This window comes from Mycobacterium sp. E2497 (assembly GCF_001668695.1).
Taxonomy (GTDB): Bacteria; Actinomycetota; Actinomycetes; order Mycobacteriales; family Mycobacteriaceae; genus Mycobacterium.
On the sequence record NZ_LZKD01000228.1, the window covers coordinates 24,946 to 51,662 of the forward strand.

Consider the following 26,717-nt stretch of genomic DNA (forward strand, 5'->3'; position numbering starts at 1 on the left):
CCGATTCTGCAGGGCCGCTGATTCTGCAGGGCCGCTGATCCTGCAGGGCCGCCGAGCCCCGGAGAACACCCAGCTCAACGGGTTTCTCAGCGGCCTCTCAGCGGCCCCCTCCTAGGCTGACGTCGTCATGTCAGGTACTGCACGCCGTGCGCGCCGCAACAACCGCGCGACCACACGAATGCTGGCCTACCTCGCCATCGTCCTGGGCTCCGGGCTGGTGGGGGCGGCACCGGCCGGCGCCGACTCGAGCCCGTTCAACACCCTCAGCTGCAGCTGCCCCGAGACCGCTCCAGCCGGCAGCACCGCCCGCAGCGACGAGATCACGCGCGGGATCCGGCGGGGCGAACTGGGCCGGCCGCAGCCACAAGCGTCGGCCCAACCGGGTCGCTAGGCTCAAGCGTCTTCGCTGACGGCTTGCGCGGCACCGTTGCCGTGGAGCGCGCCGTTGAGTCCCGAGGCGTCCGAGGGCAATTCGAAGGCCGGAAACGCCGAGCCGACCGCGGCGGTCGCCGCGCTGCGCTGCGCCTCCATCCGCGCCAGGGCCGACTCGGTGAACACCGAGAGCCCCAGGTCGGGGTTGTAACCGTGGATCTCTTTGACGTCCAGCTGGGCCAGGAAGTAGATGATCTCCTTGGAGACCACCTGGCCGGGGACCAGCACCGGGAAGCCCGGCGGGTAGGGCACCACGAACGTGGTGGACACCAGCGTCTTGCCCTCGGCCAACCGCCGCCCCGCCATGCCGATCAGGACATGCTCGCGGTCGGACTCCTCGTACCCGGCGTAGAAGGCCGACCGCATGTCGCCGAAGATGCACGCGTCGACGGGCCGGAAGGCGACGTCGAACTCGCTGAAGTCGGGCAGGTGCGGCAGGTCCTGCGTGATCTCCTCCACGTGCCGCTGGTGCAACGCCCGGTCGGCGACGCTGGCCGCGTTCTCGGTGCGGTCGAAATCGGTTGCCACCCTGCGCAACACGTCGAGCAGATAATGCACGCTCGACCACGTCACACCGATGGTGAAGATCAGCAGCACGCTGTTGATCGACGTCTTGTTGATCTGGATGCCGAATCGCTCCATCAGGATCTTCTCGCGGAAGTCGTAGCCGTTCATCCCCGTCTTGCCGACGAACAGGGTCACCCGCGTCGCGTCCAGCACGAACTGGTCGGAGCGCCACGCCTCGTTCCACTCGGCCAGCGCGCCCTGGCGGACCTCGCGGTAGGAACTCACCGACGACGCCCGGAACTCCTCGGGCACCAGGTCGGACTCGTCGAGGATGCGAAACCACTTGCTGATCAACCGGTCTCTCCGCACCCGATGGCGGAACACCAGCGCCATGTCGTAGGTCTGCCGGACCAGCTGAAAACCCTCGATGTCGACCTGCCGACGGGCCAAGTCCAGGGACGCCAGCAGTTGCTGGTTCGGTGAGGTCGAGGTGTGGGTCAAGAACGCCTCACCGAACGCGTCGCGCGCCAGGGCGTTGAAGTCCTGGTCGCGGACGTGGATCATCGACGCCTGGCGAAGCGCCGACAGCGACTTGTGCGTCGAGTGCGTCGCGTAGACCCGGACCCGCGCGCGGGTCGGGTCGGGCAACAGCGGGCGGTCAACCCACTCCGACCGGTCCCCCCCTTGTTGCAGGCCGTCCATGCCGGCCGCCCAATCCCGGTACTGGGCAGCGTAATCCGGCGAGGCCAGCATCTGCTCGAGGCGCTCGGCCGCCACCATCGCGGTGCGCTGCCGGGCCCACGGCACGGCCGTGGCGAACGCGTACCACGCCTCGTCCCACAGGAAGCAGATGTCCGGCTTGATCGCCAGCACCTCCTGCATGACCTGCAACGGGTGGTAGACCACGCCGTCGAAGGTGCAGTTGGTCAGCAGCAGCATGCGCACCCGGTCCAGCTGGCCGGCCGCTTCCAGGTCCAGCAGCGTCTGCTTGATCGTGCGCAGCGACACCGCCCCGTAGATCGCGAACTGCGGCAACGGATACGCGTCCAGGTAAAGCGGGTAGGCGCCGGCGAGCACCAGCCCGTAGTGGTGCGACTTGTGGCAGTTGCGGTCGATCAGCACGATGTCGCCCGGGCGGGTGAGGGACTGCACCACGATCTTGTTGGCGGTGGAGGTCCCGTTGGTGACGAAATACGTGTGGTCGGAGTTCCAGGTGTGCGCGGCCTTGTCCATCGCCTTCTTGATGTTGCCGTGCGGGTCGAGCAGCGAATCCAGGCCGCCGGACGTGGTCGACGTCTCGGCCATGAAGATGTTGCGGCCGTAGAACTCCCCCATGTCCTGCAACGACTTCGAGTTGAAGATGCTGGCACCGCGCGCGACGGGCAGCGCGTGGAACTGGCCGACCGGCGCGGCCGCGTAGGCGCGCAGCGCATCGAAAAACGGTGTGCCGTACCGGTTCCGCAGCCCGGCGAGCACCGTGCTGTGCAGGTCGGTGACGTCGTTGAGCCGGTAGAACGTCCGGTCGTAGACGTCGGGCTCGGTGTCGTCGCCCGCCGCGATCGACTCGTCGGTCAGCAGATACAGGTCGATGTGGGGCCGCAGCTCGCGGATCCACTCGCCGCACTCCACCCAGTCGTTGGCGTGGTCGGGGATGAGGTCGCCCGCGTCCTCGTTCGGCCCCAGCAGCGTGTTCATCAGCGGCAGCCGGTCGCGGGACCGCAGCGGCAGGTCGTCGCGGATGATGGCGGCCTGGATCTCGCCGTTCAGCGCGACCGCGGCGATGGCGTCTTCGACGCTGGGCACCACCAGGATCTCGAACTGCACGTCGTCGGAGGGGTTGCGCAGGGCCCGCAGGCATTCGGCCAGGCAGTCGGGGGCCGTGTCGGGCGCGTCGTCGGCGAGCAACACGGTGTAGAACTGCTGTTGTTTGGCCTGGGCCACCAGCTCCTGGTCGGCCAGCGGCGCCGAGGTGTCGAAAAGGCCTGCGCGGTCGCCGTATTCGCCCAGCAGCCGCACGGCCATGGACACCTCTTCGGTCAGCCGCACCGTGGACAGGCTCTCCAGGTGCGCGCGGAAGACCGCGAGGTTCTGCGCCCCGGGATACAGCCAGTACCGCTCGTAGGCGGCGATGCGGTCCATCAGGCGCTTCACCCGGGCCACGTCGTGGGTCTTGTCGAGCCCGGCCAGGTCGACCTCGGCGAGGTGGCGGCACGCGTCGTCGAGCAGGTTCCAGGTGTCGACGCGGGCGTAGGACGGGTTGGCCACCGCCGCCAACGCGGAAACGCGGAGTCGTCGCGGCTGGGTGGTGTATCGAGTCATGACCTCACCTGTTCTTCTGAGCGACTTGTATTCTCACCCCGCCGCGCCGCCCACGTGATCGTTTCGCGTGAGCCCGGTCAGCCCTCCAGCTCGTCGTCGGCGTCCACGACGCGCCGATTCGCCCGGGTGCCGTCGACCCAGCGCAGGACCGGAAGGTCCCAGCGCCGGGCCGGCAACTCGGTGACGTCGGTCAGGGACCTGACCACCGACTGCGTCAGGCCCATGATCGCGGCCATCACCGGCAACAGCGGCTGCAGCGGCCTGGCGGCCGAGCGGACGGTGCTGATGCGGCGCGCCACGATCAGGCGTTCGACGCAGTGATACAGCCAGGCGCCCACGCCGAGCGCGTAGATGGACAGCGCCGACGCCACGATGGTCCACCCGAAGGCGGCGCAGACGACGGCGCCCAGCACGACCGTCGCGGCCAACAACCCCGCGACGACGACGCGCAGCTCCAGCCGGGTCACCCGTCGGGGCCCTCGTCCTCCGGCCCGGCGGCGGCGGACCGGACCGCCGCGGCGGCGGCCCGGATCTGCGGCGTCACCAGCATGACCTGGCCCAGCACGCCGTTGACGAAGCCCGGCGAGTCGTCGGTGGACAGCTCCTTGGCCAGCTGCACGGCCTCGTCGACGGCGACCGGCTCCGGGACGTCGTCGGCGTAGAGCAGCTCCCACACGGCGACCCGCAGGATCGCGCGGTCGACGGCGGGCAGCCGGTCCAGCGTCCAGCCCTGCAGGTGCGAGCTGATCAGATCGTCGATGTGGGCGGCGTGCTCGCCGACCCCGCGGGCGGCCGCGACCGTGTAGGGCTGCAGCGGCGCCACGTCGGGGTTGGCGTCGGCCAGCGCGGCCCGCATGTCGACCACCTCGGCCGCACCCAGCCCGCGGGCCTCGGCCTCGAACAGCAGGTCGACGGCGCGCTTGCGGGCGTGGTGGCGTCCCCTGACGGGCCTGCTCACGCGTTGACGCGCCCCAGGTAGCTGCCGTCGCGCGTGTCCACCTTCAGCTTGTCGCCGGTGTTGATGAACAGCGGCACCTGGATCTCGGCCCCGGTCTCCACGGTGGCGGGTTTGGTGCCAGCGCTGGACCGGTCACCCTGCAGGCCCGGCTCGGTGTGGGTGACCTCCATCTCGACCGACACCGGCAGCTCGATGTAGAGCGGCGCCCCGTTGTGGAACGCCACCTGCACCGGCAGGCCCTCCAGCAGGAACCGGGCGGCGTCGCCGACCAGCGACTCCGGCAGCGGGTGCTGCTCGTAGTCCTGGCTGTCCATGAACACGAAGTCCGAGCCGTCGCGGTAGAGGTAGGTGGTGTCGCGCCGGTCGACGGTGGCGGTCTCCACCTTCACGCCGGCGTTGTAGGTCTTGTCGACGACCTTGCCCGACAGCACGTTTTTCAGCTTGGTGCGCACGAAGGCCGGGCCCTTGCCGGGTTTGACGTGCTGGAACTCGACGATCTGCCACAGCTGGCCGTCGATCACCAGCACCAGTCCGTTCTTGAAATCGGCGGTGCTTGCCACGGTTCGGTGTCTCTCCTAGGGAATGGACAGTCGTTCTCCGACTGTCTGCAATGTGTCCGTCAGTCTAAATCGCGTCGCGGCAACGACCCGCGCGTCGGGTGGCCCGGGGGCCGGCGGGAAGCCCGCCGCACGCGCTAGGGGCCGGCCTCTTCCGGCTTGGTGGCCGACGGGGGCATCCGCTTGATCATCGTCAAGAAGGGAACGCTCAGGCCTCTACCGCCGGTGAACGGCACGGGGACGGTGAAATACACGATGTCGATCTCGAGCCGCATCTCCCGCAAGGGCTGCGCGTGGATGTCCCACCGGAAGTCCCGCAGGCGCGCCAAACCACGTTCGATTGGCTCCACCCCACTCACGCCCCCCGACTCTACCCCGGGGCGCCGATCCGCCAAATGCCCCGGTTGGCTAGCCGAGAACGGCCAGCTCCTTGGGAAACCTGGTCAGCAGTTCCGGTGCGCGATCGCCGGTCGCCGCCGCCTCGTCGGGCACGACCAGGGTGTCCTCGATGCGCACGCCGCCGCGGCCGGGGAGGTAGACGCCCGGCTCGACGGTGACCACCGAACCCGCCAGCAGTGTGCCGGTGGAGGTGGCCCCGATCCCCGGCGCCTCGTGGATCTGCAACCCCACCCCGTGCCCCAGCCCGTGACCGAACTGCTCGCCGTACCCCGCGTCGACGATCATCCGCCGCGCCGCGCCGTCGACGTCGCGCAGGCTCGCGCCCGGCCGCAGCGCCTCCCGGCCGGCCCGCTGTGCGTCGGCGACCAGCTGGTAGATCTCCAGTTGCCAATCGGCGGCCTTGCCGAGTACGAACGTGCGCGTCATGTCGGAGTGATAGCCGGCCACCAGCGCGCCGAAGTCGATCTTGACGAAGTCGCCCGCCGCCAGCGGCGCGTCGGTGGGGCGATGGTGCGGGATCGCCGAGTTCGCGCCGGCCGCCACGATGGTCTCGAACGAGATCGCATCGGCGCCGTGGTCGAGCATCAGGGACTCCAGCTCCCGGCTCACCTCGCGCTCGGTCCGCCCGGGCCGCAGGCCGCCGCGCTGCACCAACTCCGCGAGCGCGGCATCGGCCGCCTCGCAGGCCAGCCGCAGCAGCGCCACCTCACCGTCGTCCTTGACCTCACGCAGCGCCTCGACGGTTCCCGCGGCCCGCACCAGCTCGGTGTCCGCCTTGCGCTCGCCGAGCTCGCCGGTCAGGGCGTCGAACGCGTCGACGGTGACCACATTGCTCTCGAACCCCAGCCTCCCCACGCCGCCCTCGGCGGCCCGGCCGACCAGATGCCGCCCGAGGGCCCGCTCGATGGCGATCTCGAGCCCCGGCGCCTGTTCGGCGGCCTGGGTGCGATACCGGCCGTCGGTGGCCAGCACCGGGTCGCGATCGTCGGCGAACACCAGCAACGCGCCGTTGGATCCGGTGAAACCGGACAGGTAGCGCACGTTGTGCAGGTCGCTGACCAGCATGGCGTCCAGTCCGACGGCCACGATTTGCGCTTTCAGGTTGTCCCGACGCTGAGAATGTGTCACGACCCTTGACGGTACTCGCTACGCTGATTGCCCATGACTAACTGGATGCTGCGCGGATTGGTGTACGCCGCGGCGATGGTCGTCGTTCGCTTGTTCCAGGGGGCGTTGATCAACGCGTGGCAGACGCAGGCCGGGCTCTTTAGCGTGGTGCTGCTGCTTCTGTTCATAATCGGCGTGGCCGTGTGGGGGGTTTTCGACGGCCGGGCCGACGCCGTCGCCACCCCGGACCCGGACCGGCGCCGCGATCTGGCGATGACCTGGCTGCTGGCCGGCCTGGTGGCCGGCGTGCTGTCCGGCGCCGTCTCTTGGCTCATCGCGCTCGTGTACAAGGGTCTCTACACCGGCGGCCTGATCAACGAGGTGACCACGTTCGCGGCGTTCACCGCGCTGTGCGTGTTCCTGCCCGGGATCATCGGCGTCACCGTCGGCCGCTGGCGGGTGGACCGGCAGTACGAGAAGGAGCCGGAGAAGCGCCACGGCCTCGGCGTCAAGCAGGGGCGAGACGGCGACACCGACGTGTTCTCGGCGGTCCGCGGCGATGACGCGCCGACCGGGGAGATCCCGGCGGCCGCAGCGCAGCACGAGGAGCGGACCGCGGCGGTCGCGACGGCCGAGCGGGATGCCCCCACGGAAGCTGTCGAGCGTGACGCCCCCACCGAGACGATCGCCAAGACCGAGGACGATCCCAAGACCGAGGTGATCCGCAAGGTCGGCGACGAGCCCGCCAAGCCGGACCCGGACAAGGGTTAGGGCACGGCTTTAGCGCTTGGCGGTGTCCGCCAGGTAGCGCAGGGCGAGCAGGTAGCCCTGGATTCCCAGCCCGACGATGACCCCGGTCGCAACCGGGCTGAGGTACGAGTGGCGCCGAAACTCCTCGCGGGCATGCACATTGGAGATATGCACCTCGATCAGCGGCGCGCGCAGCTCGGCGCAGGCGTCGCGCAGCGCGACGGAGGTGTGGGTGAGGCCACCGGCGTTGAGGATCACGGGTTCGCCCGCGTCGGCCGCGGCATGAATCCAGTCCAGCAGCTGGGCTTCGCTGTCGCTTTGCCGCACAACGGCTTCCAGGCCGAGCGCGGCGGCCTCCCGCTCGATCAGCGCGGCCAGTTCCTCGTGCGTGGTGTCCCCGTACACGTCGGGCTCGCGGCGACCCAGCCGGCCCAGGTTCGGGCCATTGATGACTTGCACGCCGACGTTGGCCCTCACAAAGCTATCCCGTCGTACGCCGCCGCCAGCAGCGCCGGGTCCGGCCCGGCCAGCCGCCCCGGCTTGGCCAGGCCGTCGAGGACCACGAACCTCAGCACACCGGCGCGGGACTTCTTGTCCTGAGCCATGTATTCCAGCAGCTGCGGCAGCGCGTCGGCGTCGTAACCGACCGGCAGCCCGAGCGCCGACAGGACCGTGCGGTGGCGCTGCGCGGTCGCGTCGTCGAGCCGGCCGGCGAGCCGCGCCAGCTCCGCGGCGAACACCAGGCCCACCGACACCGCGGCGCCGTGGCGCCACTCGTAGCGCTCCCTGCGCTCGATCGCGTGCGCCAACGTGTGGCCGTAGTTCAGGATTTCGCGCAGTTCCGACTCCTTCTCGTCGGCGGCGACGACCCGCGCCTTGACGGCGATCGAGCGCCGGATCAGCTCCGGCAGCACGTCGCCCGCGGGGTCCACGGCGGCCCGCGGGTCGGCCTCGATGAGATCGAGGATCACCGGGTCGGCGATGAAACCCGCCTTGACCACCTCGGCCATCCCGGCGACGAGTTCGTTGTGCGGCAACGTTTCCAGGGTCGCCAAGTCGACGAACACCGCGAGCGGCTGGTGGAACGCGCCCACCAGGTTCTTGCCCGCGTCGGTGTTGATGCCCGTCTTGCCGCCGACGGCCGCGTCGACCATGCCGAGCAACGTGGTGGGGACGTGGACGATGTCGACGCCGCGCAGCCAGGTGGCCGCCGCGAAGCCGGCGACGTCGGTGGCGGCGCCGCCGCCGAGGCTGACCACGGCGTCTTTGCGGTCGATCCCGATGCGGCCCAACACCTCCCAGAGGAAGCCGACCACCGGCAGGTCCTTGCCGGACTCGGCGTCGGGGATCTCGATGCGGTGCGCGTCGACGCCCTTGTCGGCCAGGCGGCTTCGGATCGCTTCGGCGGTGTGTGCCAGCACCGGCTGGTGCACGACGGCCACCCGGTGCCGGTCACAGAGGAGTTCGACCAGCTGGTCGCCCAAGTCGGTGCCGATGACCACCGAGTAGGGCGGGTCGACGGCCACCTGCACTGTGACCGGCGCGGTCACGGTGCGGCCTCCGCGTGGGCGTTCTCCGGTGTCTGCAGCCTGGACACGATGTAGCGCACCACCGCCCCCGGGTTGCGGCGGTTGGTGTCGACGCGGATGGTCGAGACTCGCCGGTACAGCGGGACGCGTTGCGCCATCAGGGTTTTGAACTTCTCGGCGCGGTCGGGCCCGGCCAGCAGCGGGCGCACGGCGCCGCCGCCGGTGCGCCGCACGCCCTCGTTGGCGCTGATCTCCAGGTAGATCACGGTGTGGCCGGCGAGCGCGTCGCAGACCCCGGGGCTGGTGACGGCCCCGCCGCCGAGCGACACCACGCCGTCGTGGTCGGCCAGCGCGGCACGCACCGCGTCCTCCTCGATGCGGCGGAACTCCCGCTCGCCGTCGGTGGCGAAGATGTCGGCGATGCTGCGGCCGGCCCGCTGCTCGATCGCGGCGTCGGTGTCGAGGAACTCGACGCCGAGCGCCTTTGCCAGCCGCCGGCCGATGGTGGACTTGCCCGAGCCCGGCAGCCCGACGAGTACGGCCCTGGGGGCCATCACGCGGTACCCCGCGCGGCCGGCGACTCCCGGTCGGCCACCGCGCGCTGATACGCCTCGATGTTGCGTCGGGTCTCGGTGAGCGAGTCGCCGCCGAACTTCTCCAGCGCCGCCCGGGCCAGCACCAACGCGACCATGGCCTCGACCACGACGCCGGCCGCCGGCACCGCGCAGACGTCGGACCGCTGGTGGATGGCGACGGCCTCGCCGCCGGTCGCCATGTCGACGGTGGCCAGCGCCCGCGGCACGGTGGAGATGGGTTTCATCGCGGCGCGCACCCGCAGCGGCTGGCCGTTGGTCATGCCGCCCTCGAGGCCGCCGGCGCGGTTGGTCGAGCGGACGACACCGTCGGGCCCGGGATACATCTCGTCGTGGGCCCGGCTGCCGCGGCGGCGCGCCGTCTCGAAGCCGTCGCCGATCTCCACGCCCTTGATGGCCTGGATGCCCATGACCGCGGCGGCGAGCTGGCTGTCCAGCCGGTTGTCGCCGCTGGTGAACGAGCCCAGCCCGACCGGTAGGCCGACGGCCACCACCTCGACCACGCCGCCGAGGGTGTCGCCGTCCTTCTTGGCCGCCTCGATCTCGGCGATCATCGCCTCCTCGGCGGTCTTGTCGAAGGCGCGCACCGGGCTGTCGTCGATCGCGGGCAGGTCTTCCGGGCGCGGGGGCGGGCCGTCGTAGGGCGCCGAGGGGCCGATCGCGATGACGTGGGAAAGCACGTCGACGCCGAGCGCCTGGCGCAGGAACGAGCGGGCGACCGTGCCGGCCGCGACGCGGGCGGCGGTCTCGCGGGCGCTGGCCCGCTCCAGCACCGGCCGGGCGTCGTCGAAGCCGAACTTGAGCATGCCCGCGTAATCGGCGTGGCCGGGCCGCGGCCGGGTGAGCGGTTCGTTGCGGGCCGAGTTCTGCAGGTCGGCGGCTCGCTCCGGGCCGACCGGGTCGGGCGCCATCACGGTCTCCCACTTGGGCCACTCGGTGTTGCCGATCTCGATGGCGATGGGGCCGCCCAGCGTGATGCCGTGGCGCACCCCGGACAGCACGGTGACCGCGTCGCGTTCGAACTTCATCCGCGCGCCGCGGCCGTAACCGAGCCGGCGGCGGGCCAGTTGGTCGGCGATCTCGGTCGAGTTGACCTGCACGCCGGCGACCATGCCTTCCAGCAATGCCACCAATGCACGGCCATGTGACTCCCCGGCGGTGATCCAGCGCAACACCCGACCATCTTCCCATGTGCGCCCGGGCGGGCTTAAATCCGCGCGTCGCCGGGGCTCAGACGAGGATCAGCCCGATCGCGACGGCGGTGGCCACGCACATCGACGGGCCGTGCGGCACCGCCGCGGCGCCCGCCCGGCCGGCGAGCCGGCCCGCCACGGCCCACGCCACGGTCAGCAGCGGCGCGGCCAGCGCCGCCAGGAACCACACCGCGGCGCCGAAGCAGCCGGCCAGCGCGCCCAGGCCGATCGCCAGCTTGACGTCCCCGGCCCCCAGTCCCGCCGGCGCCACCAGGTGCACCGGCAGATAGACCGCGGTCAGCGCGGCCGCCCCGGCCAGCGCCGGCCAGCCGTGCCCGGCGAGGGCGGCCACCAGCAGGATCGCCCCGGCCCCGGGCAGCGTCAGCAGATTCGGTAACCGGCGCTCGCGGACGTCGTAACCGCTCAACACCGCAAGCCAGGCCAGAACCGCGAGCGCCGCCGTCATCCGCATGTCGCGGGACGCTAGCCGAGGGACGCGGCCATGGCCTCGCGCGGCGCCGGGAGCCCTGTGAACAACTCGACCTGGGTGAACGCCTGGTGCAGCAGCATCTGCAGCCCGCTGATGACGCGGCCGCCGGCGGCGGCCACCGCGGCGGCCAGCGGCGTCGGCCACGGGTCGTAGACGGCGTCGAGCAGCACCGGGATCGGCGCGAAGGTGTCCGCGTACCGCGCCGCGACGTCCGCGGGGATGGTGCTGACCAGCACCTCCGCGCCGGCCACGGCCGCGGATAGGCCGGCGTCGTCGATGTTCACGAACCGCGTCGCGACCCCGGAGTCGGTGCCGAGGTCCACCAGCCGGGCCGCCTTGTCGGGGTTGCGCGCGACGACGGTGATGGCGGCGACGCCCAGCTGGGCCAGCCCCAGGACGGCCGCGGGCGCGGTGCCGCCCGATCCGCACACCAGCGCAGGGCCGGCCACCTCCCCTTGTGAGGCCAGCCCTTGTGACCCGAGCGCCCCGCTCACGCCGTCGATGTCGGTGTTGTCGGCCAGCCAGCCCGCCGGCGTGCGGACCAGGGTGTTGGCCGAACCCACCCGCTCGGCCCGTTCGGTGCGCTCGTCGGCGAACCGCAGCGCGGCGAACTTGCCCGGCATGGTCACCGACACCCCGACCCACTCGGGGCCGAACCCGCCGACCACCGCGGGCAGCTGCTCGGCGTCGCACTCGATGCGCTCGTAGGTCCAGTCGTGCAGGCCCAGCGCCCGGTAGGCGGCCAGGTGCAATTGCGGGGACTTCGAGTGGGCGATCGGCTTGCCGAGCACCGCCGCCTTGCGGGGTCCAGCGCCCGGACCGGGCGCGCTAACGGGCCGAGTCGAGGACACCGTTGCGCTTAGCCAGCTCGATATTGGCCAGGTGCTGCTGATAATCCTTGGTGAACAGCGTCGTCCCCTGGGCGTCGATGGTGACGAAGTACAACCAGTCACCGGGCTCGGGGTGCTCGGCGGCGTGCAGGGCGTCGACACCGGGCGAACAGATCGCCGTCGCGGGCAGCCCCTGCGACACGTAGGTGTTCCACGGTGTCTTCTGGGCGCGGTCGGCGTCGGTGGTGGCCACCTCGCGGCGGTCCAGCGGGTAGTTGACCGTCGAGTCGAATTCCAGCGTGTGGTGGGCGTGCAGCCGGTTGTAGATGACCTGGGCGACCTTCGCGAAGTCCTGGGATTTGGATTCCTGCTCAACCAGCGAGGCCACCACCAGGATGTCGTAGGGCGACAGGCCCATGGTCTGCGCGGTGTCCACCAGCCCGGACTTCATGTACTCGACCGCGCCGGCGCTGATCAGGCCGGACAGGATGGTCTCGGCCGACGCGGAGGGGTCGACGTTGAAGGTTCCCGGTGCGATCAGCCCCTCGATCCGGCGATGGTCCTTGCCGAGCTCGGTGAACGGCTCGACGGCCCACGGCGGCACCGCCAGCGCCGCGGGGGTGCTGTTGGTCGCCGCCGCCCGCAGCTCCTCGACCGCTACGCAGTGCTGGTCGCCGTCCAGGGTCACGCACGTGGCGCGGGAGATCAGTGTCAGGATGCCCGGGGTCACCTTGTTGGTCTTCATGTCGGTGGTGTCGTCGAGCTGGCGGCCCTCGGGGATCACCAGCCGGCCCACCCTGTTGTTCGGGTCGGCCAGCCGCGCGACCGCGTTGGCCGCCGGGATTTCGGTCCGCATCCGGTAATAGCCGGGCTGGATCGAGGAGATCTTGCTGTTGCCGTGCGCGGCGTTGACGAAGGCCCGGACGGTCTTGATCACCTGCTCGTGCTGCAGCGTCTCCCCGACCATCGTGGTCGAGTCACCGTCCTTGATCTGAATCACGATGTCGCGCTTGCCGTCTCCGGTGTAGTCGTCGCCGGCCCCGAACACCGTGTGCCAGAGCTTGGCGCCGACGAAGACTCCCACCAGGACGACGACGGCCACGACCGCGAGCACGATCTTGCCGGCGAACCGCCGGCGGCGGCGTCCCCGTTCGGCCTGGTTCCGGGCGACGCGACTCTTTTTCCGGGACGGACCGACCGCTTCGGGCTCGGCCCGTTGGCGCCGTGCGCTGTCAACCATCGGCGGGCTCCCCCGCGGCCAGGGTGGCGCGGCGCTGGTCGAGCCAGCTCTGCAGGATGGCCACCGCGGCCGCCTGGTCGATCACCGCGCGCTGCTCTCTGGCCCGGACGCCGGCCGCGCGCAGCGAACGCTGCGCGCTCACCGTGGTCAGCCGCTCGTCGGCCAGTCGGACGGGCGTGGGGGCGATCCGCTGGCCCAGGGTGTCGGCCAGCTCCATGGCGTCGAGCGCCGAGGGCCCCGTGCGGTCGGCCAGCGTCCGCGGCAACCCGACGACCACCTCGACCGCCCCGAGCTCGGCGGCCAGCTCGGCCAGTCGCCGCACGTGCTTGCCGGACCGGTCGCGCCGCACGGTTTCCACCGGGGTGGCCAGGATGCCGTCGGGGTCGCTGCAGGCGACACCGATGCGCACGCTGCCGACGTCGACGCCCATCCGTCGGCCGCGTCCGGGATCCTGGTCGGGGTCGCCGGGCCGGTCGGGCAAGCGATGCTGTGCGGGGACCACTCAGCCGACCCGCGCTATCTCGGAGCGGAGCGCGTCGAGCGCCGCGTCGATGCGGGTCGGATCCTTCCCGGCGCCCTGCGCCAGGTCCGGCTTGCCGCCACCGCGGCCGTCGACGGTCGCAGCCAGCTGCTTGATCAGGTCGTTGGCGCGGATTCCGAGGTCCTGGGCGGCGGGGTTCGCGGCGACCGCGTACGGCACGCTGCCGCCCTCGCCCTCCGCGATCAGCGCCACCACCGCGGGCTCGCTGCCCAGCTTGCCGCGGATGTCGCCCACCAGGGAACGCAGGTCGCCCGCCGTCATCCCCGCGGACATCCGTTGCGCCACCACACGGACGTTACCGATACGCTCCGCACCGGCCGCGGCGTTGGTCGCGGCGGCACGCGCGCCGGCCAGCCGCGCGCGTTCGAGCTCCTTCTCGGCGGCCTTGAGCCGCTCCACCAGGCCGGCCACCCGGGCGGGCACCTCGTCGGACGGCACCTTCAGCGACGACGCCAGCCCGGCCATCAGGGCGCGTTCTTTCGCCAGGTGGCGGAACGAGTCCAGCCCCACGTAAGCCTCCACCCGGCGCACCCCCGAGCCGACCGACGATTCGCCAAGGATGGTGACCGGCCCGATCTGGGCCGAGTTGTGCACGTGGGTCCCACCGCAGAGCTCCAGCGAGAACGGCCCGCCGATCTCCACCACGCGGACCTCGTCCGGGTAGGCCTCGCCGAACATCGCCATCGCGCCCATGGCCTTGGCCTTGTCCAGCCGCTCGATGAACGTGTGCACCTCGAAGTCGGCCTGCACGGCCTCGTTGGTGACCTCCTCGACCTGGGTGCGCTGATCGTCGGACAGCGGGCCCTGCCAGTTGAAGTCGAATCGGAGGTAGCCGGGGCGGTTCAGCGACCCGGCCTGGACGGCGTTGGGGCCCAGCACTTGTCGCAGCGCGGCGTGCACCATGTGGGTGCCCGAATGCCCCTGCGTGGCCCCGCGGCGCCATTCCGGGTCGACCGCCGCGACGACGGTGTCGCCCTCGACGAATTCGCCGGATTCGACGTTGACCCGGTGCACCCACAGGGTTTTGGCGATCTTCTGCACGTCGGTGACCGCCGCGCGGGCGCTCTCGCCGGCCCCCGTCCCGCTGATGGTGCCCTCGTCGGCGATCTGCCCGCCGGACTCGGCGTAGAGCGGGGTGCGGTCGAGCACGAGCTCGACCTGCCGCGCGCCCGCCCCTTCCGTTTGCGCGCCGTGGGTGACGACCGGCACCCGCTTACCGTCGACGAAGATTCCGAGAATCTTTGCCTCCGAAGACAATTCGTCGAAGCCGGTGAATTCGGTGGGCCCGGCGTCGACCAGCTCCCGGTAGGCGCTCAGGTCGGCGTGCGCGTGCTTGCGGGCGGCGGCGTCCGCCTTCGCCCGGCGCCGCTGCTCGGCCATCAGTTCCCGGAAGCCGATCTCGTCGACCTGCAGGCCGCCCTCGGCGGCCATCTCCAGGGTCAACTCGATGGGGAAGCCGTAGGTGTCGTGCAGCGTGAAGGCGTCCGAGCCGGAGATCGCCTTGGTCCCGGCGGCCTTGGTGGCGCCGGCCACCTCGTCGAACAGCTTGGAGCCCGCCGCCAGCGTGCGGTTGAAGGCGGTCTCCTCGGCGACGGCGATGCGCCTGATCCGGCTGAAGTCGGCGACCAGTTCGGGGTACGACGGGCCCATCGCGTCGCGCACGGTGGTCATCAGCTCGCCGACGATGGGTCCCTCGATGTCGAGGAGCTTGGCCGACCGGATCACCCGGCGCAGCAGCCGGCGCAGCACGTAGCCGCGCCCGTCGTTGCCCGGGGTGACGCCGTCGCCGATCAGGATCGCCGCGGTGCGGCTGTGGTCGGCGATCACCCGGTAGCGCACGTCGTCGGAGTGATTGCCCACGTCGTAGGGACGGGCGGCCACCGCGGCCACAGTTTCTATGACCGGCCGCAGCAGGTCGGTCTCGTAGACGTTGTGCACGCCCTGCAGGATGAACGCCACCCGCTCGACGCCCATGCCGGTGTCAATGTTCTTGCGGGGCAACGGCCCCAGGATCTCGAAGTCGGTCTTGCCGGTGCCCTCGCCGCGTTCGTTCTGCATGAACACGAGGTTCCAGATCTCGATATAGCGGTCTTCGTTGGCCACCGGGCCGCCGCCGACCCCGAACTCTTCCCCGCGGTCGTAGTAGATCTCCGAGGACGGGCCGCACGGCCCGGGGATCCCCATGGACCAGTAGTTGTCCTCCATGCCGCGGCGCTGGATCCGCTCGGCCGGCAGGCCGGCGATCTCCTGCCACAGCCGGACGGCCTCGTCGTCGTCGAAATAGACCGTCGTCCAGATTCTTTCGGGGTCCAGCCCGTAGCCGCCCTCGGACACGCCGTTGGTCAGCAGGGTCCACGCCAGCTCGATGGCGCCGCGCTTGAAGTAGTCGCCGAACGAGAAGTTGCCCGCCATCTGGAAGAAGGTGTTGTGCCGGGTGGTGATGCCGACCTCGTCGATGTCGGGCGTGCGGATGCACTTCTGGATGCTGGTGGCCGTCGAGTACGGCGGGGTGCGGGCGCCCAGGAAGTACGGCACGAACTGGACCATGCCGGCGTTGACGAACAGCAGGTTGGGGTCGTCGAGGATCACCGATGCGCTCGGCACCTCGGTGTGGCCCGCCTTCACGAAATGATCAAGAAACCGTTTCCTGATCTCGTGTGTCTGCACTGTTGAGTCCGCTTCTTTCCTGTTTGCTCGCTGCGTGGACGTCTGTTCCAGCCTATTCGCTGGAGTGGAGGGTGTACCGGGCCGCTAACCCTCCAGAAAGCTCAGCCGTACCGACCGCTGCGGGTTGTCGCGGTTCAGGTCGACCAGCACGATGCTTTGCCAGGTGCCCAGCATCGGCTCCCCGCCGGAGACCGGCACCGTCACCGAGGGCGCGACGAGCGCCGGCAGCACATGGTCGGCACCGTGGCCCGGGGAGCCGTGCGAGTGCCGGTAGCGGTCGTCACGCGGCAGCAGCCGTTCCAGTGCGTCGAGCAGGTCGTCGTCGGAGCCGGCCCCGGTCTCGATGATGGCGACGCCGGCCGTCGCGTGCGGGACGAACACGTTGCACAGGCCGTCGCCCCGCGACCAGCAGAAGCCACGCACCGCCTCGGTCAGATCGACGATGCGGCGCCGTGCGGTGTCCACGTCCAGCACATCGGTATGCATTCCGACCAGCCTACGGCCCGCCCGCAGGGCCTGCTCAAGGCCAGCCGATCGTTTGTGAGCGCGGCCACATCAGGGTATTGAGGGGCATTGCGGCGCACCAAGGGCAGGAGGAAGGTAACTGGTAGGGCCCGGTGGTGACACCGGGGCCCACTCGACACAAGTCCTACAGAGGAGGTCGGCCGTGTACGCACGCTCCACCACCATCCAGGCACAACCCTTGTCCGTCGATATCGGGATCGCGCACGTCCGCGATGTCGTCATGCCGGCCCTCATGGAGATCGACGGGTGCGTCGGACTGTCACTGTTGGTCGACCGGCAGTCCGGAACCTGCATCGCCACCAGCTCGTGGGACAGCATCGACGCGATGCGCGCCGGCGCCGAGCGGGTAGCCCCGATCCGCGATCGGGCCGCGCTGATGTTCGACGGCAGCGCGCGGGTCGAGGAGTGGGACATCGCTTTGCTGCACCGCGACCATCGCTCCCGACAGGGGGCCTGCGTGCGGGCCACCTGGCTCAAGGTGGTGCCCGATCAGCTCAGCCGATCGCTGGACTTCTACCGGTCCTCGGTGCTGCCGGAGATGCAGGAGCTCGACGGGTTCTGCAGCGCCAGTCTGCTGGTCGACCATCCGGCGTGCCGGCGGGCGGTGTCCTGCTCGACGTTCGACTCGATGGACGCGATGGCGCGCAACCGCGACCGGGCGACCGAGTTGCGCAGCAGGCGCGTCCGCGAGCTGGGCGCCGAGGTGATCGACGTCGCCGAGTTCGAGCTGGCGATCGCTCACCTGCGGGTGCCCGAGTTGGTGTAGCTAGGGCAGCGCGTCGCCGGGAAAGCCCCGGCAGGGGTGCACCTGGTAGGTGAACACATTCGCCGCCACGCCCGGGTCGTCCTGCATGATCGCGGTGGTCTCGTCGACCGTGGCCGCGAACACCCCGATGCCGCAGACGTCGGACTCGTCGGCGACGGGCAGCACCACCGCCAGCACGCCGTCGTCGCGCAGCCCGAAGTTGCGCCGCCCGTGCTCCCAGATGATCGCGGGCGACGACTCGTCCCCGAACCGCGGCCCGCGCTTGAGGATGACGACGCTGTATTCCCTGGCGGTGGGCAGCAGCTCGCCCATCTCCCGGTCGGTGAAGTGCTTCACGCCCGCCCCCGCTTCCTGCGGATGATCGCCCGCAACCGTTCCAACCGCCCGGCCATCTCCCGCTCACCGCCGCGGCCGGTCGGGCGGTAGTAGTCGACGCCCACCAGCTCGTCCGGTGGATATTGCTGGGCGACGACGCCGTCGGGATCGTTGTGCGAGTACTGGTAGCCCTGTGCGTGTCCCAGCGCCGCCGCGCCGGAATAGTGCCCGTCGCGCAGATGCGGCGGCACCAGTCCGGCCTTGCCCGCCTTGATGTCGTCCATCGCCGCCGCCAGCGCGGTGGTGACGGAGTTCGACTTGGGCGCGGTCGCCAGGTGGATGGTGGCGTGCGCCAGCGTCAGCTGCGCCTCGGGCATGCCGATCAGCTGCACGGTCTGGGCGGCGGCCACCGCGATCTGCAGGGCGCTCGGATCGGCCATGCCGATGTCCTCGCTGGCGAGGATCATCAGCCGGCGCGCGAGGAACCGCGGGTCCTCCCCCGCGACCAGCATGCGGGCCAGGTAGTGCAGCGCCGCGTCGACGTCCGAGCCGCGCACCGACTTGATGAAGGCGCTGATGACGTCGTAGTGCTGGTCGCCGTCGCGGTCGTAGCGCACCGCGGCCTTGTCCAGCGACTGCTCGATGGTCTCGACGGTCACCGACTCGGCGGCTTCGGCCGCCACCTCCAGCGCCGTCAGCGCCCGCCGGGCATCCCCGGCGGCCAATCGGACCAGCAGGTCGACGGCGTCGGGTGTCACCGCGACGCGACCGCCGAGCCCGCGGGGGTCGTCGATCGCCCGCTGCACGACGGTGCAGATGTCGTCGGCGCTCAGCGGGCGCAACTGCAGGATCAGCGACCGGGACAGCAGGGGCGCCACCACTGAGAACGACGGGTTCTCGGTGGTCGCGGCCACCAGCAGCACCACCCGGTTCTCCACGGCGGACAGCAGAGCGTCCTGCTGGGTCTTGGAGAACCGGTGCACCTCGTCGATGAACAGCACCGTCTGCTCGCCGCGCAGCAGCGCCTTCCGTGCGTTCTCTATGACCGCGCGGACGTCCTTGACGCCGGCCGACAGCGCCGACAGCGCCTCGAACCGGCGGCCGGTCGCCTGGGAGACCAGCGCGGCCAGTGTGGTCTTGCCGCTGCCCGGCGGGCCGTAGAGGATGGCCGACGCCACGCCGGATCCCTCGACGAGGCGGCGCAGCGGCGATCCGGGCGCCAGCAGGTGCTCCTGCCCGACCACTTCGTCCAGCGAGGCCGGACGCATGCGCACCGCCAGGGGCGCTCCGGCCGACACGCCCATGCCGTGGTCGCCCGCCGGCGGCGCACCGGGCAGGTCACTGGGCATGTCAAACAGACCGTCGGACACGGCTTCAGGCATACCACGGAATCTAATCCGGGCGGCCAGCGCACATCTTTGCTAAGTTCCCGAGTGCGCGTGCCCACAGGTTGAGTCAACAGCTAGGACGGACATGAGCCAGCCTCCCGAGTATCCAGGCACCCCGGCCGACCCGCACGGCAGCGACCAGAACCCTCCGGGTTATCCCCCGCCCCCCAATCCCGGTGCCACACCGCCCGGCTACGGTCCGCCGCCCGGCTACGGCCCACCACCCGGCTACGGCGCACCGCCCCCCGGCTACGGCCCACCACCCGGCTACGGCGCACCGCCGCCCGGGTACGGCCCACCACCCGGCTACGGGGCGCCCCAAAAGCCCGCGTTCAGCGTGGGCGAGGCGTTCAACTGGGCGTGGAACACCTTCACCAAGAACGCCGTGGCGTTGATCGTTCCCGCGCTGGTCTACGGGCTGCTGATCGGGGTGGCCGTCGCGGTGCTCACGCTGAGCCAGAACATGACCACGGCCACCAGCTCCGACGACTACGACTTCACCTTCACGACCAGCCTGACCGGCCCCGGGTATGGGCTGATGATCCTCGGCTACCTGGTCGCCTACGCGGTGAGCGCATTCGCGCAGTCGGCGTTCCTGTCCGGCTGCCTCGACCTCGCCGACGGGCGCGCGGTGACCATCGGCTCGTTCTTCAAGCCACGCAACCTCGGCATGGTGTTTCTGGCCGTGCTGATCGTCGAGGTCCTCACCTCGATCGCGTCGGCGTTGTGCTTCGTCCCGGGCCTGGTGTTGGGCATCTTCACCCAGTTCACCGTGCCGTTCGTGATCGACCGCTCGGAGTCGGCCATCAAGGGCTTCACGTCCAGCTTCTCGCTTGCCGGGTCGAATTTCGTCAACGCGCTGCTGGTGTGGCTGGTCGCATTCGCGTCTTTCCTCGTCGGTGCGCTGTTGTTCGGCATCGGCCTCTTGGTGGCGGCCCCAGTCGCGTCCCTGGTGATCATCTACGCCTACCGCAAGCTGTCCGGCGGCCAGGTCGTCCCCGTGCCGCAGCCGGGTTACCAGCCGGGCCCGCCGCCGCCGGGGCCGCAGCCGGCCTAACCGCCGGCTCCGCGGCCGCAGCCGGCGTAACCGCCGGCATCTGCGCTGGCCCGCCGTCCAAGTTACGGCGCTGTTAGCCACGGCTGCGGTGCGCTGCGGCCGTGTGCCGCCTGTGATGAGATCACCTTGATATGAGCATCAAAGTCGCGCTGGAACACCGCACCAGCTACACCTTTGACCGTCCGGTGCGGGTGTATCCGCACGTCGTGCGGCTGCGCCCGGCGCCCCATTGCCGCACGCCGCTGGACGCCTACTCGCTGCGCGTCGAGCCCGAAGAGCACTTCATCAACTGGCAGCAGGACGCGGTGGGCAATTTCCTTGCGCGCCTGGTGTTCCCGAACCCCATGCGGCGACTGACCATCACGGTCGGACTGATCGCCGACCTCAAGGTGATCAACCCGTTCGACTTCTTCATCGAGGACTGGGCCGAGACTTGGCCGGCAGACGGGTTGACCTATCCCAAGGAGCTGGCCGCCGACCTGGAGCCATACCTGCGGCCCGTCGACGAAGACGGTGAGGGATCGGGTCCCGGCGAGCTCTGCCGGGCCTGGGTGCGCCGGTTCTCGGTGCCCGACGGCACCCGCACCATCGACCTGCTGGTCGCCCTCAACCGCGCTGTCAACGCCGACGTGGCCTACAGCGTGCGGATGGAACCCGGCGTGCAGACACCGGATCACACGCTGCGAACCGGGGTCGGCTCGTGCCGCGATTCGGCGTGGCTGCTGGTGTCGATCCTGCGCCAGCTGGGCCTGGCCGCCCGCTTCGTGTCCGGCTATCTGGTGCAGCTGGCTTCCGACGTGCAGGCGCTCGACGGGCCCTCCGGCCCGGCCGCCGACTTCACCGACCTGCACGCCTGGGCCGAGGTCTACATTCCCGGCGCGGGCTGGATCGGGCTGGACCCGACGTCGGGGTTGTTCGCCGGCGAGGGCCACATCCCGTTGGCGGCCACCCCCCAGCCGGCGTCCGCGGCGCCCATCAGCGGCGGCACCGAACCGTGCGAATCGGTGCTGGAGTTCTCCAACACCGTCACCCGCGTCCACGAGGACCCCCGCGTCACCCTGCCCTACACCGACACCGCGTGGCAGACGATCCGCGAGGTCGGCGCGCGGGTCGACGAGCGCCTGGCGGCCGCCGACGTCCGGCTGACCATCGGCGGCGAGCCGACATTCGTGTCGGTGGACAACCAGGTCAGCCAGGAGTGGACCACGGCCGCCGACGGCCCGCACAAGCGCCAACGCGCCTCCGACCTGGCCGCCCGCCTGAAGGCGGCGTGGGCGCCGAACGGGCTGGTGCAGCGCGGGCAGGGCCGCTGGTATCCGGGAGAACCGTTGCCGCGCTGGCAGATCGCGTTGTACTGGCGCACCGACGGGCGTCCGCTGTGGAGCGACGACGCGCTGCTGGCCGACCCGTGGGGGGACCGCTCGGAGCCCGTCGACGACGACGCGGGCCAGCGGCTGCTCGCCGCGATCGCCGACGGCCTCGGGCTGCCGCCGTCGCAAGTGCGGGCCGCCTACGAGGACCCACTGCACCGGCTGGCGACCAAGGTGCGACATCCCGAGGGCGACCCGGTGGACGCGGCCGATGATCTCGACCCCCAAGACGGCGCAGACTCCCCCGCCGCTCGCGCCGCCCTGCTGGCCCGCCTCGACGAGTCCGTCACCACCCCAGCGGCTTTCGTGCTGCCGCTGCACCGCCGCGACGACGGCCTGGGCTGGGCCAGCGCCGACTGGCGCCTGCGCCGCGGCCGAATCGTGTTGCTGCCCGGCGATTCTCCGGCGGGCCTGCGCCTGCCGCTGGATTCCATCAGCTGGCGGCCCCCGCGCCCGTCGTTCGACACCGACCCCCAGACCGTCGGGGACGCCCTGTCGCCGGAACCGGGCACCGCGGTCGTGGAAGACCCCGAGACCGCGCCGCCCACCGCGATGGTCGCCGAGGTCCGCCATTCAAGTCACGGGGACCTGCTCTACCTGTTCATGCCGCCGACCGAGGCGCTGGAACACTTCGTCGACCTCATCGCCCGCGTCGAGGCCGCGGCCGCCAAGATCGACTGCCCGGTGGTGATCGAAGGTTACGACCCGCCGCCGGACCCCCGACTCCGCTCGACGACGATCACCCCGGATCCCGGCGTCATCGAGGTCAACGTCGCGCCCACCGCCAGCTTCGCCGAGCAGAGTCAGCAGCTCGAAACGCTGTATGAGCAAGCCCGGCTTGCCCGGTTGTCCACCGAATCCTTCGACGTCGACGGCACCCACGGCGGCACCGGCGGGGGCAACCACATCACGCTGGGCGGCGTCACCCCCGCGGATTCACCGCTGCTGCGGCGGCCGGACCTGCTGGTCTCGCTGCTGACCTATTGGCAGCGGCACCCGTCGCTGTCGTATCTGTTCGCCGGCCGGTTCGTGGGCACCACCTCGCAGGCGCCGCGCGTCGACGAGGGCCGCGCCGAGGCGCTGTACGAACTCGAGATCGCGTTCGCCGAGATCGCGCGGCTGTGCGCGGGCGGCGCCCCCAAACCCTGGGTGATCGACCGCGCGCTCCGCCACCTGCTGACCGACATCACCGGCAACACCCATCGCGCCGAGTTCTGCATCGACAAGCTCTACAGCCCCGACAGCGCCCGCGGCCGCCTCGGCCTGCTGGAGCTGCGCGGCTTCGAGATGCCCCCGCACCTGCGCATGGCGATGGTGCAGTCGCTGCTGGTGCGCTCGCTGGTGGCGTGGTTCTGGGACGAGCCGCTGCGTGCCCCGCTGATCCGGCACGGCGCCAACCTGCACGGTCGATACCTGTTGCCGCACTTTCTGATTCACGACATCGCCGACGTGGCGGCCGACCTGCGTGCACACGGCATCGCGTTCGAGACCAGCTGGCTGGACCCGTTCACGGAGTTCCGCTTTCCGCGCATAGGCACCGCGGTGTTCGACGGCGTGGAGATCGAGCTGCGCGGGGCGATCGAGCCGTGGAACACCTTGGGCGAGGAGGCCACCGCCACCGGCACCGCCCGCTACGTCGACTCGTCGGTCGAGCGTATCCAGGTCCGCATCATCGGCGCCGACCGCCACCGCTACGTGGTCACCGTCAACGGCTACCCGGTGCCGCTGCTGGCCACCGACAACCCCGACATCCACGTGGGCGGGGTGCGATTCAAGGCCTGGCAGCCGCCGAGCGCGCTGCACCCCACCATCAGCACCGACGTGCCGCTGCAGTTCGAGCTGGTCGACCTGACCACGGGCACGTCGCGCGGCGGCTGCACCTATCACGTCGCGCATCCCGGCGGGCGGGCCTACGACGAGCCGCCCGTCAACGCCGTCGAGGCCGAGGCGCGCCGCGCCCGCCGCTTCGAGGCGACCGGCTTCACCGCCGGCAAGCTCGAGCTGTCGGACATCCGGGAGAAGCAGGCCCGCATCTTCACCGACGTCGGCGCGCCGGGCATCCTCGACCTGCGCCGCGTGCGTACCGTGCAGCGGTAATGGTGTTTGCCGACAGGACATTCGGCGCCGGCGCAGCCCCGGCGGCCGCTGGTGGCCGCCACGAAGACGGCTACAACGACCGCTACGACGCGGACCGCCTGCTGGCCGGATACCGGGCCGCGCGCGCCCAGGAGGCGCTGTTCGACCTCCGGCACGGCCCGGCCGCCGGCTACGACGAGTTCGTGGACCGGGACGGGAACGTGCGGCCGGCCTGGGCGGAACTGGCCGACACCATCGCCGAACGCGGCCGGTCTGGGCTCGACCGGCTGCGCTCGGTGGTGCGCGGCCTGATCGACAGCGACGGCATCACCTACACCGACGTCGATCCCGGCGTGCACGGGCTGGAACCGCGGCCGTGGATCCTGGACACGCTCCCGCTGGTGTTGTCGGCCGCGGAGTGGGAGGTGCTCGAGGCCGGGCTGACGCAGCGGTCCCGGCTGCTCGACGCGGTGCTCGCCGACCTGTACGGGTCGCGCAGCCTGCTCACCGACGGCATCCTGCCGCCGGAGTTACTGTTCGCCCATCCCGGTTACGTGCGCGCCGCCAACGGCATCGAGGTGCCCGGGCATCACCAACTCTTCCTGCACGCCTGTGACGTAAGCCGGCTACCAGACGGCAGCTTCCGGGTCAACGCCGACTGGACGCAGGCGCCGTCGGGCGCCGGCTACGCGCTGGCCGACCGGCGCGTCGTCGCGCACTCGATCCCCGATCTCTACGAACGGATCGTGCCGCGGCCGACGACGCCGTTCGCCCAGGCGCTGCGGCTGGCGCTGATCGACGCAGCTCCCGACGACGCGCAGGATCCGGTGGTGGTGGTTCTCAGCCCGGGCATCTTCTCCGAAACCGCGTTCGACCAGGCGTATCTGGCCACGCTGCTGGGTTTCCCGTTGGTGGAGAGCGCCGACCTGGTGGTGCGCGACGGCAAGCTGTGGATGCGCTCGCTCGGCACCTTGAAACGGGTCGACGTCGTTCTGCGCCGCGTCGACGCGGACTACGCCGATCCCCTGGACCTGCGGGCCGATTCCCGGCTCGGCGTCGCCGGCCTGGTGGAAGCGTGCCACCGCGGGACGGTGACCGTGGTCAACACGCTGGGCAGTGGCATCCTGGAAAACCCTGGGCTACTTCGGTTTTTGCCGCAGCTGTCCGAGCGCCTGCTGTCCGAGGCCCCGCTGCTGCCGACCGCGCCGGTCTACTGGGGCGGCATATCCGGCGAGCGGTCACACCTGCTGGCCAATCTGTCGTCGCTGCTGATCAAGTCCACGGTCGGCGGCGAAACCCTTGTCGGTCCGACCCTTTCGTCTTATCAGCTGACGCAGTTGGCCGCCCGCATCGAGAAGATGCCCTGGCAGTGGATCGGCCAGGAGCTACCCCAGTTCTCGTCGGCGCCCACCGACCACGCCGGGGTGTTGTCGTCGGCCGGCGTCGGCATCCGGTTGTTCAACGTCGCCCAGCGCGGCGGGTACGCCCCGATGATCGGTGGCGTCGGCTACGTGCTGGCGCCCGGTCCGGCCGCGTACACGCTGCAAACCGTTGCGGCAAAGGATGTTTGGGTACGCCCCACCGAGCGCGCACGGGCCGAGGCGGTGAGCCTGCCGTCGCCCGCACCGCCGGCGAAGACGGCCGCAGGCACTTGGGGCGTCAGCTCGCCCCGTGTGCTGTCCGACCTCTTCTGGATCGGTCGTTACGGCGAGCGCGCGGAGAACATGGCGCGGCTGCTGCTGGTCGCCCGGGACAGGTTCCACGTCTACCGGCATCAGCAGCACACCGAGGAAAGCGAATGCGTGCCGGTCCTGATGGCCGCCCTGGGCCGGATCACCGGAACGGGCACGGGGGCGGACGACAGGCCCGACGATGTTGGCGCCAGTGACGGAGCCAGCGACGGCGCCGAGATGATCGCCGTCGCGCCCTCCACGCTGTGGTCGCTGACCGTGGACCCGGACCGGCCCGGATCGCTGGTGCAGTCGGTGGAAGGTCTGGCGCTGGCCGCCCGCGCCGTGCGCGACCAGATGTCCAACGACACCTGGATGGTGCTGGCCGGGGTGGAGCGCGCGCTGGCCCAGCGGCGGGAGCCGCCGGATTCGCTCGCCGAGGCGGATGCGCTGCTCGCATCGGCTCAGACACAGACGCTGTCCGGGATGCTGACCCTGGCCGGGGTGGCCGGCGAGTCGATGGTGCGCGACGTGGGCTGGACGATGATGGACATCGGCAAGCGCATCGAACGCGGCCTCTGGCTGACCGCGCTGCTGCGGTCCACACTGACCGCGGTGCGTGGCACCGCCGCCGAACAGACGATCATCGAGGCGACGCTGGTGGCGTGCGAGTCCTCGGTCATCTACCGGCGCCGCACGGTGGGCAAGGTCAGCGTCGCCGCCGTGGCCGAGCTGATGCTGTTCGACGCGCAGAACCCGCGGTCATTGCTCTATCAAGTGGAGCGGCTGCGGGCCAACCTCAAGGACCTGCCAGGAGCGTCGGGGTCGTCGCGCCCGGAGCGGCTGGTGGACGAGATCGGCACCCTGCTGCGTCGCTCGCATCCCGCCGAGCTGGAAGCCGTCAGCGCCGAGGGGCTGCGCGCGGAGCTGGCCGGCCTGCTCGGTTCGGTGCACACGGGGCTGCGCGAGCTCGCCGAGGTGATCACGACGACGCAGCTGGCGCTGCCCGGTGGCATGCAACCGCTGTGGGGCCCCGACGTCCGCCGGGTGATGCCGGCCTAGCGGCGATCGCGGGCGCGGCGAAGCGGGTCGCCGCCATCCGGCCCAGCGGCGATCGCGGGCGCGGCGAAGCCGGGCGAAGCGGGTCGCCGATATCCGGCCTCGCGGCGAGTTGCATGTTGTGTCAATGGGGTTCGTCGTCGTCGCCGTCTTCGAGGAGTCGTTCGGGGTGGTGGTAGCTGTTGGTGCGGGGTTGTCCGCGGTCGAGGTGGGGTGGGGGGAGCCATTCGGTTTGGCCGCGGGCGTTGGTGCGGGTGGTCCAGCCTTGTTCGGCGAGTCGGTTGTCGGGGCCGCAGGCCAGGGTGAGGTCGTCGATGTCGGTGCGGCGGGTGGCTTGCCATCCGCGGACGTGGTGGACCTGGCTGTGGTAGGCCGGCGC

Annotated in this window: 25 protein-coding genes; 6 read left to right on the top strand and 19 right to left on the bottom strand. The window is 70.8% G+C overall.

The genetic code is table 11. The annotated features are described in order from the left end of the window. The first annotated feature begins 127 nt into the window (after window positions 1–127). Window positions 128–391, top strand: a complete 264-nt coding sequence (locus A5713_RS21170) for a hypothetical protein (protein WP_067923682.1) — start codon at window positions 128–130, stop codon at window positions 389–391. Between the two features lie 2 nt (window positions 392–393). On the opposite strand, the gene A5713_RS21175 is transcribed toward A5713_RS21170, so the two are convergent. From A5713_RS21175 to A5713_RS21200, 6 genes are all read right to left on the bottom strand, one after another. Beyond that, a complete protein-coding gene (locus A5713_RS21175; RefSeq protein ID WP_067923684.1) occupies window positions 394–3,258 on the bottom strand; it encodes an aminotransferase class I/II-fold pyridoxal phosphate-dependent enzyme in 2,865 nt (954 codons plus the stop codon). 77 nt (window positions 3,259–3,335) lie between these two features. Continuing rightward, window positions 3,336–3,725, bottom strand: a complete 390-nt coding sequence (locus A5713_RS21180) for an antitermination protein NusB (protein ID WP_067923687.1) — start codon at window positions 3,723–3,725, stop codon at window positions 3,336–3,338. Then, on the bottom strand, window positions 3,722–4,216 hold the full coding sequence (gene nusB / locus A5713_RS21185; RefSeq protein ID WP_067923689.1) for a transcription antitermination factor NusB: 495 nt from the start codon (window positions 4,214–4,216) through the stop codon (window positions 3,722–3,724). Before nusB ends, A5713_RS21180 begins: the two co-directional genes overlap by 4 nt. Continuing rightward, window positions 4,213–4,776: an elongation factor P gene (gene efp / locus A5713_RS21190; protein ID WP_007171952.1), complete on the bottom strand. Its 564-nt coding sequence runs from the start codon at window positions 4,774–4,776 to the stop codon at window positions 4,213–4,215. The genes nusB and efp overlap by 4 nt, the downstream gene beginning before the upstream one ends. A 134-nt stretch (window positions 4,777–4,910) precedes the next feature. After that, the gene (locus A5713_RS21195; RefSeq protein WP_231980576.1) at window positions 4,911–5,132 is read right to left on the bottom strand and encodes a hypothetical protein; all 222 of its coding nucleotides are present in this window, start codon (window positions 5,130–5,132) and stop codon (window positions 4,911–4,913) included. A 49-nt stretch (window positions 5,133–5,181) separates the two neighbouring features. Next, window positions 5,182–6,300 (bottom strand): Xaa-Pro peptidase family protein, encoded by a 1,119-nt coding sequence (locus A5713_RS21200; protein ID WP_067923692.1) that lies wholly within the window; start codon window positions 6,298–6,300, stop codon window positions 5,182–5,184. A gap of 33 nt (window positions 6,301–6,333) precedes the next feature. Between A5713_RS21200 and A5713_RS21205 the strand changes: the two genes are divergently transcribed. Then, window positions 6,334–7,050 carry a B-4DMT family transporter gene (locus A5713_RS21205; RefSeq protein WP_068098268.1) on the top strand — a complete coding sequence of 239 codons (717 nt, stop codon included), beginning with the start codon at window positions 6,334–6,336 and terminating at the stop codon, window positions 7,048–7,050. Window positions 7,051–7,059: 9 nt separating this feature from the next. Here A5713_RS21205 and aroQ read toward each other — a convergent pair whose 3' ends face one another. From aroQ to A5713_RS21255, 10 genes are all read right to left on the bottom strand, one after another. Further along, window positions 7,060–7,488 carry a type II 3-dehydroquinate dehydratase gene (gene aroQ, locus A5713_RS21210; RefSeq protein ID WP_102419861.1) on the bottom strand — a complete coding sequence of 143 codons (429 nt, stop codon included), beginning with the start codon at window positions 7,486–7,488 and terminating at the stop codon, window positions 7,060–7,062. A gap of 14 nt (window positions 7,489–7,502) precedes the next feature. After that, a complete protein-coding gene (gene aroB, locus A5713_RS21215) occupies window positions 7,503–8,579 on the bottom strand; it encodes a 3-dehydroquinate synthase (protein WP_068098269.1) in 1,077 nt (358 codons plus the stop codon). Beyond that, entirely contained in the window at window positions 8,576–9,112 is a 537-nt protein-coding gene (locus A5713_RS21220; RefSeq protein ID WP_068098270.1) for a shikimate kinase, read from the bottom strand. Before A5713_RS21220 ends, aroB begins: the two co-directional genes overlap by 4 nt. After that, window positions 9,112–10,326: a chorismate synthase gene (gene aroC / locus A5713_RS21225; protein WP_067923707.1), complete on the bottom strand. Its 1,215-nt coding sequence runs from the start codon at window positions 10,324–10,326 to the stop codon at window positions 9,112–9,114. Before aroC ends, A5713_RS21220 begins: the two co-directional genes overlap by 1 nt. 55 nt (window positions 10,327–10,381) lie before the next feature. Further along, window positions 10,382–10,816, bottom strand: coding sequence for an A24 family peptidase (locus tag A5713_RS21230; RefSeq protein ID WP_068098271.1), 435 nt, complete (start codon window positions 10,814–10,816; stop codon window positions 10,382–10,384). An 11-nt stretch (window positions 10,817–10,827) separates the two neighbouring features. Next, the gene (locus A5713_RS21235) at window positions 10,828–11,685 is read right to left on the bottom strand and encodes a shikimate dehydrogenase (RefSeq protein ID WP_068098272.1); all 858 of its coding nucleotides are present in this window, start codon (window positions 11,683–11,685) and stop codon (window positions 10,828–10,830) included. Further along, complete coding sequence (gene mltG, locus A5713_RS21240; protein WP_067923716.1) at window positions 11,663–12,904, bottom strand: endolytic transglycosylase MltG; 1,242 nt, start codon at window positions 12,902–12,904, stop codon at window positions 11,663–11,665. Before mltG ends, A5713_RS21235 begins: the two co-directional genes overlap by 23 nt. Continuing rightward, on the bottom strand, window positions 12,897–13,406 hold the full coding sequence (gene ruvX, locus A5713_RS21245; RefSeq protein WP_067923719.1) for a Holliday junction resolvase RuvX: 510 nt from the start codon (window positions 13,404–13,406) through the stop codon (window positions 12,897–12,899). Before ruvX ends, mltG begins: the two co-directional genes overlap by 8 nt. Beyond that, window positions 13,407–16,112 carry an alanine--tRNA ligase gene (alaS, locus tag A5713_RS21250; RefSeq protein WP_068098273.1) on the bottom strand — a complete coding sequence of 902 codons (2,706 nt, stop codon included), beginning with the start codon at window positions 16,110–16,112 and terminating at the stop codon, window positions 13,407–13,409. A gap of 84 nt (window positions 16,113–16,196) precedes the next feature. Then, window positions 16,197–16,586: a secondary thiamine-phosphate synthase enzyme YjbQ gene (locus tag A5713_RS21255; RefSeq protein WP_197509136.1), complete on the bottom strand. Its 390-nt coding sequence runs from the start codon at window positions 16,584–16,586 to the stop codon at window positions 16,197–16,199. 193 nt (window positions 16,587–16,779) lie between these two features. On the opposite strand from A5713_RS21255, the gene A5713_RS21260 reads away from it, so the two are divergent. Beyond that, on the top strand, window positions 16,780–17,403 hold the full coding sequence (locus A5713_RS21260; RefSeq protein WP_067920403.1) for a hypothetical protein: 624 nt from the start codon (window positions 16,780–16,782) through the stop codon (window positions 17,401–17,403). On the opposite strand, the gene A5713_RS21265 is transcribed toward A5713_RS21260, so the two are convergent. Next, entirely contained in the window at window positions 17,404–17,739 is a 336-nt protein-coding gene (locus tag A5713_RS21265) for a hypothetical protein (RefSeq protein ID WP_068098274.1), read from the bottom strand. After that, complete coding sequence (locus A5713_RS21270; RefSeq protein WP_068098275.1) at window positions 17,736–19,100, bottom strand: replication-associated recombination protein A; 1,365 nt, start codon at window positions 19,098–19,100, stop codon at window positions 17,736–17,738. Before A5713_RS21270 ends, A5713_RS21265 begins: the two co-directional genes overlap by 4 nt. Window positions 19,101–19,191: 91 nt before the next feature. On the opposite strand from A5713_RS21270, the gene A5713_RS21275 reads away from it, so the two are divergent. From A5713_RS21275 to A5713_RS21285, 3 genes are all read left to right on the top strand, one after another. Continuing rightward, window positions 19,192–20,163 (top strand): hypothetical protein, encoded by a 972-nt coding sequence (locus A5713_RS21275; protein ID WP_068098276.1) that lies wholly within the window; start codon window positions 19,192–19,194, stop codon window positions 20,161–20,163. Between the two features lie 131 nt (window positions 20,164–20,294). Then, window positions 20,295–23,630, top strand: a complete 3,336-nt coding sequence (locus tag A5713_RS21280) for a DUF2126 domain-containing protein (protein WP_068098277.1) — start codon at window positions 20,295–20,297, stop codon at window positions 23,628–23,630. After that, window positions 23,630–26,341, top strand: a complete 2,712-nt coding sequence (locus A5713_RS21285) for a circularly permuted type 2 ATP-grasp protein (RefSeq protein ID WP_067927627.1) — start codon at window positions 23,630–23,632, stop codon at window positions 26,339–26,341. Before A5713_RS21280 ends, A5713_RS21285 begins: the two co-directional genes overlap by 1 nt. A gap of 121 nt (window positions 26,342–26,462) precedes the next feature. Here A5713_RS21285 and A5713_RS21290 read toward each other — a convergent pair. Further along, window positions 26,463–26,717: HNH endonuclease signature motif containing protein (locus tag A5713_RS21290; RefSeq protein WP_197516431.1), on the bottom strand; the 255-nt coding region annotated here is incomplete at its 5' end.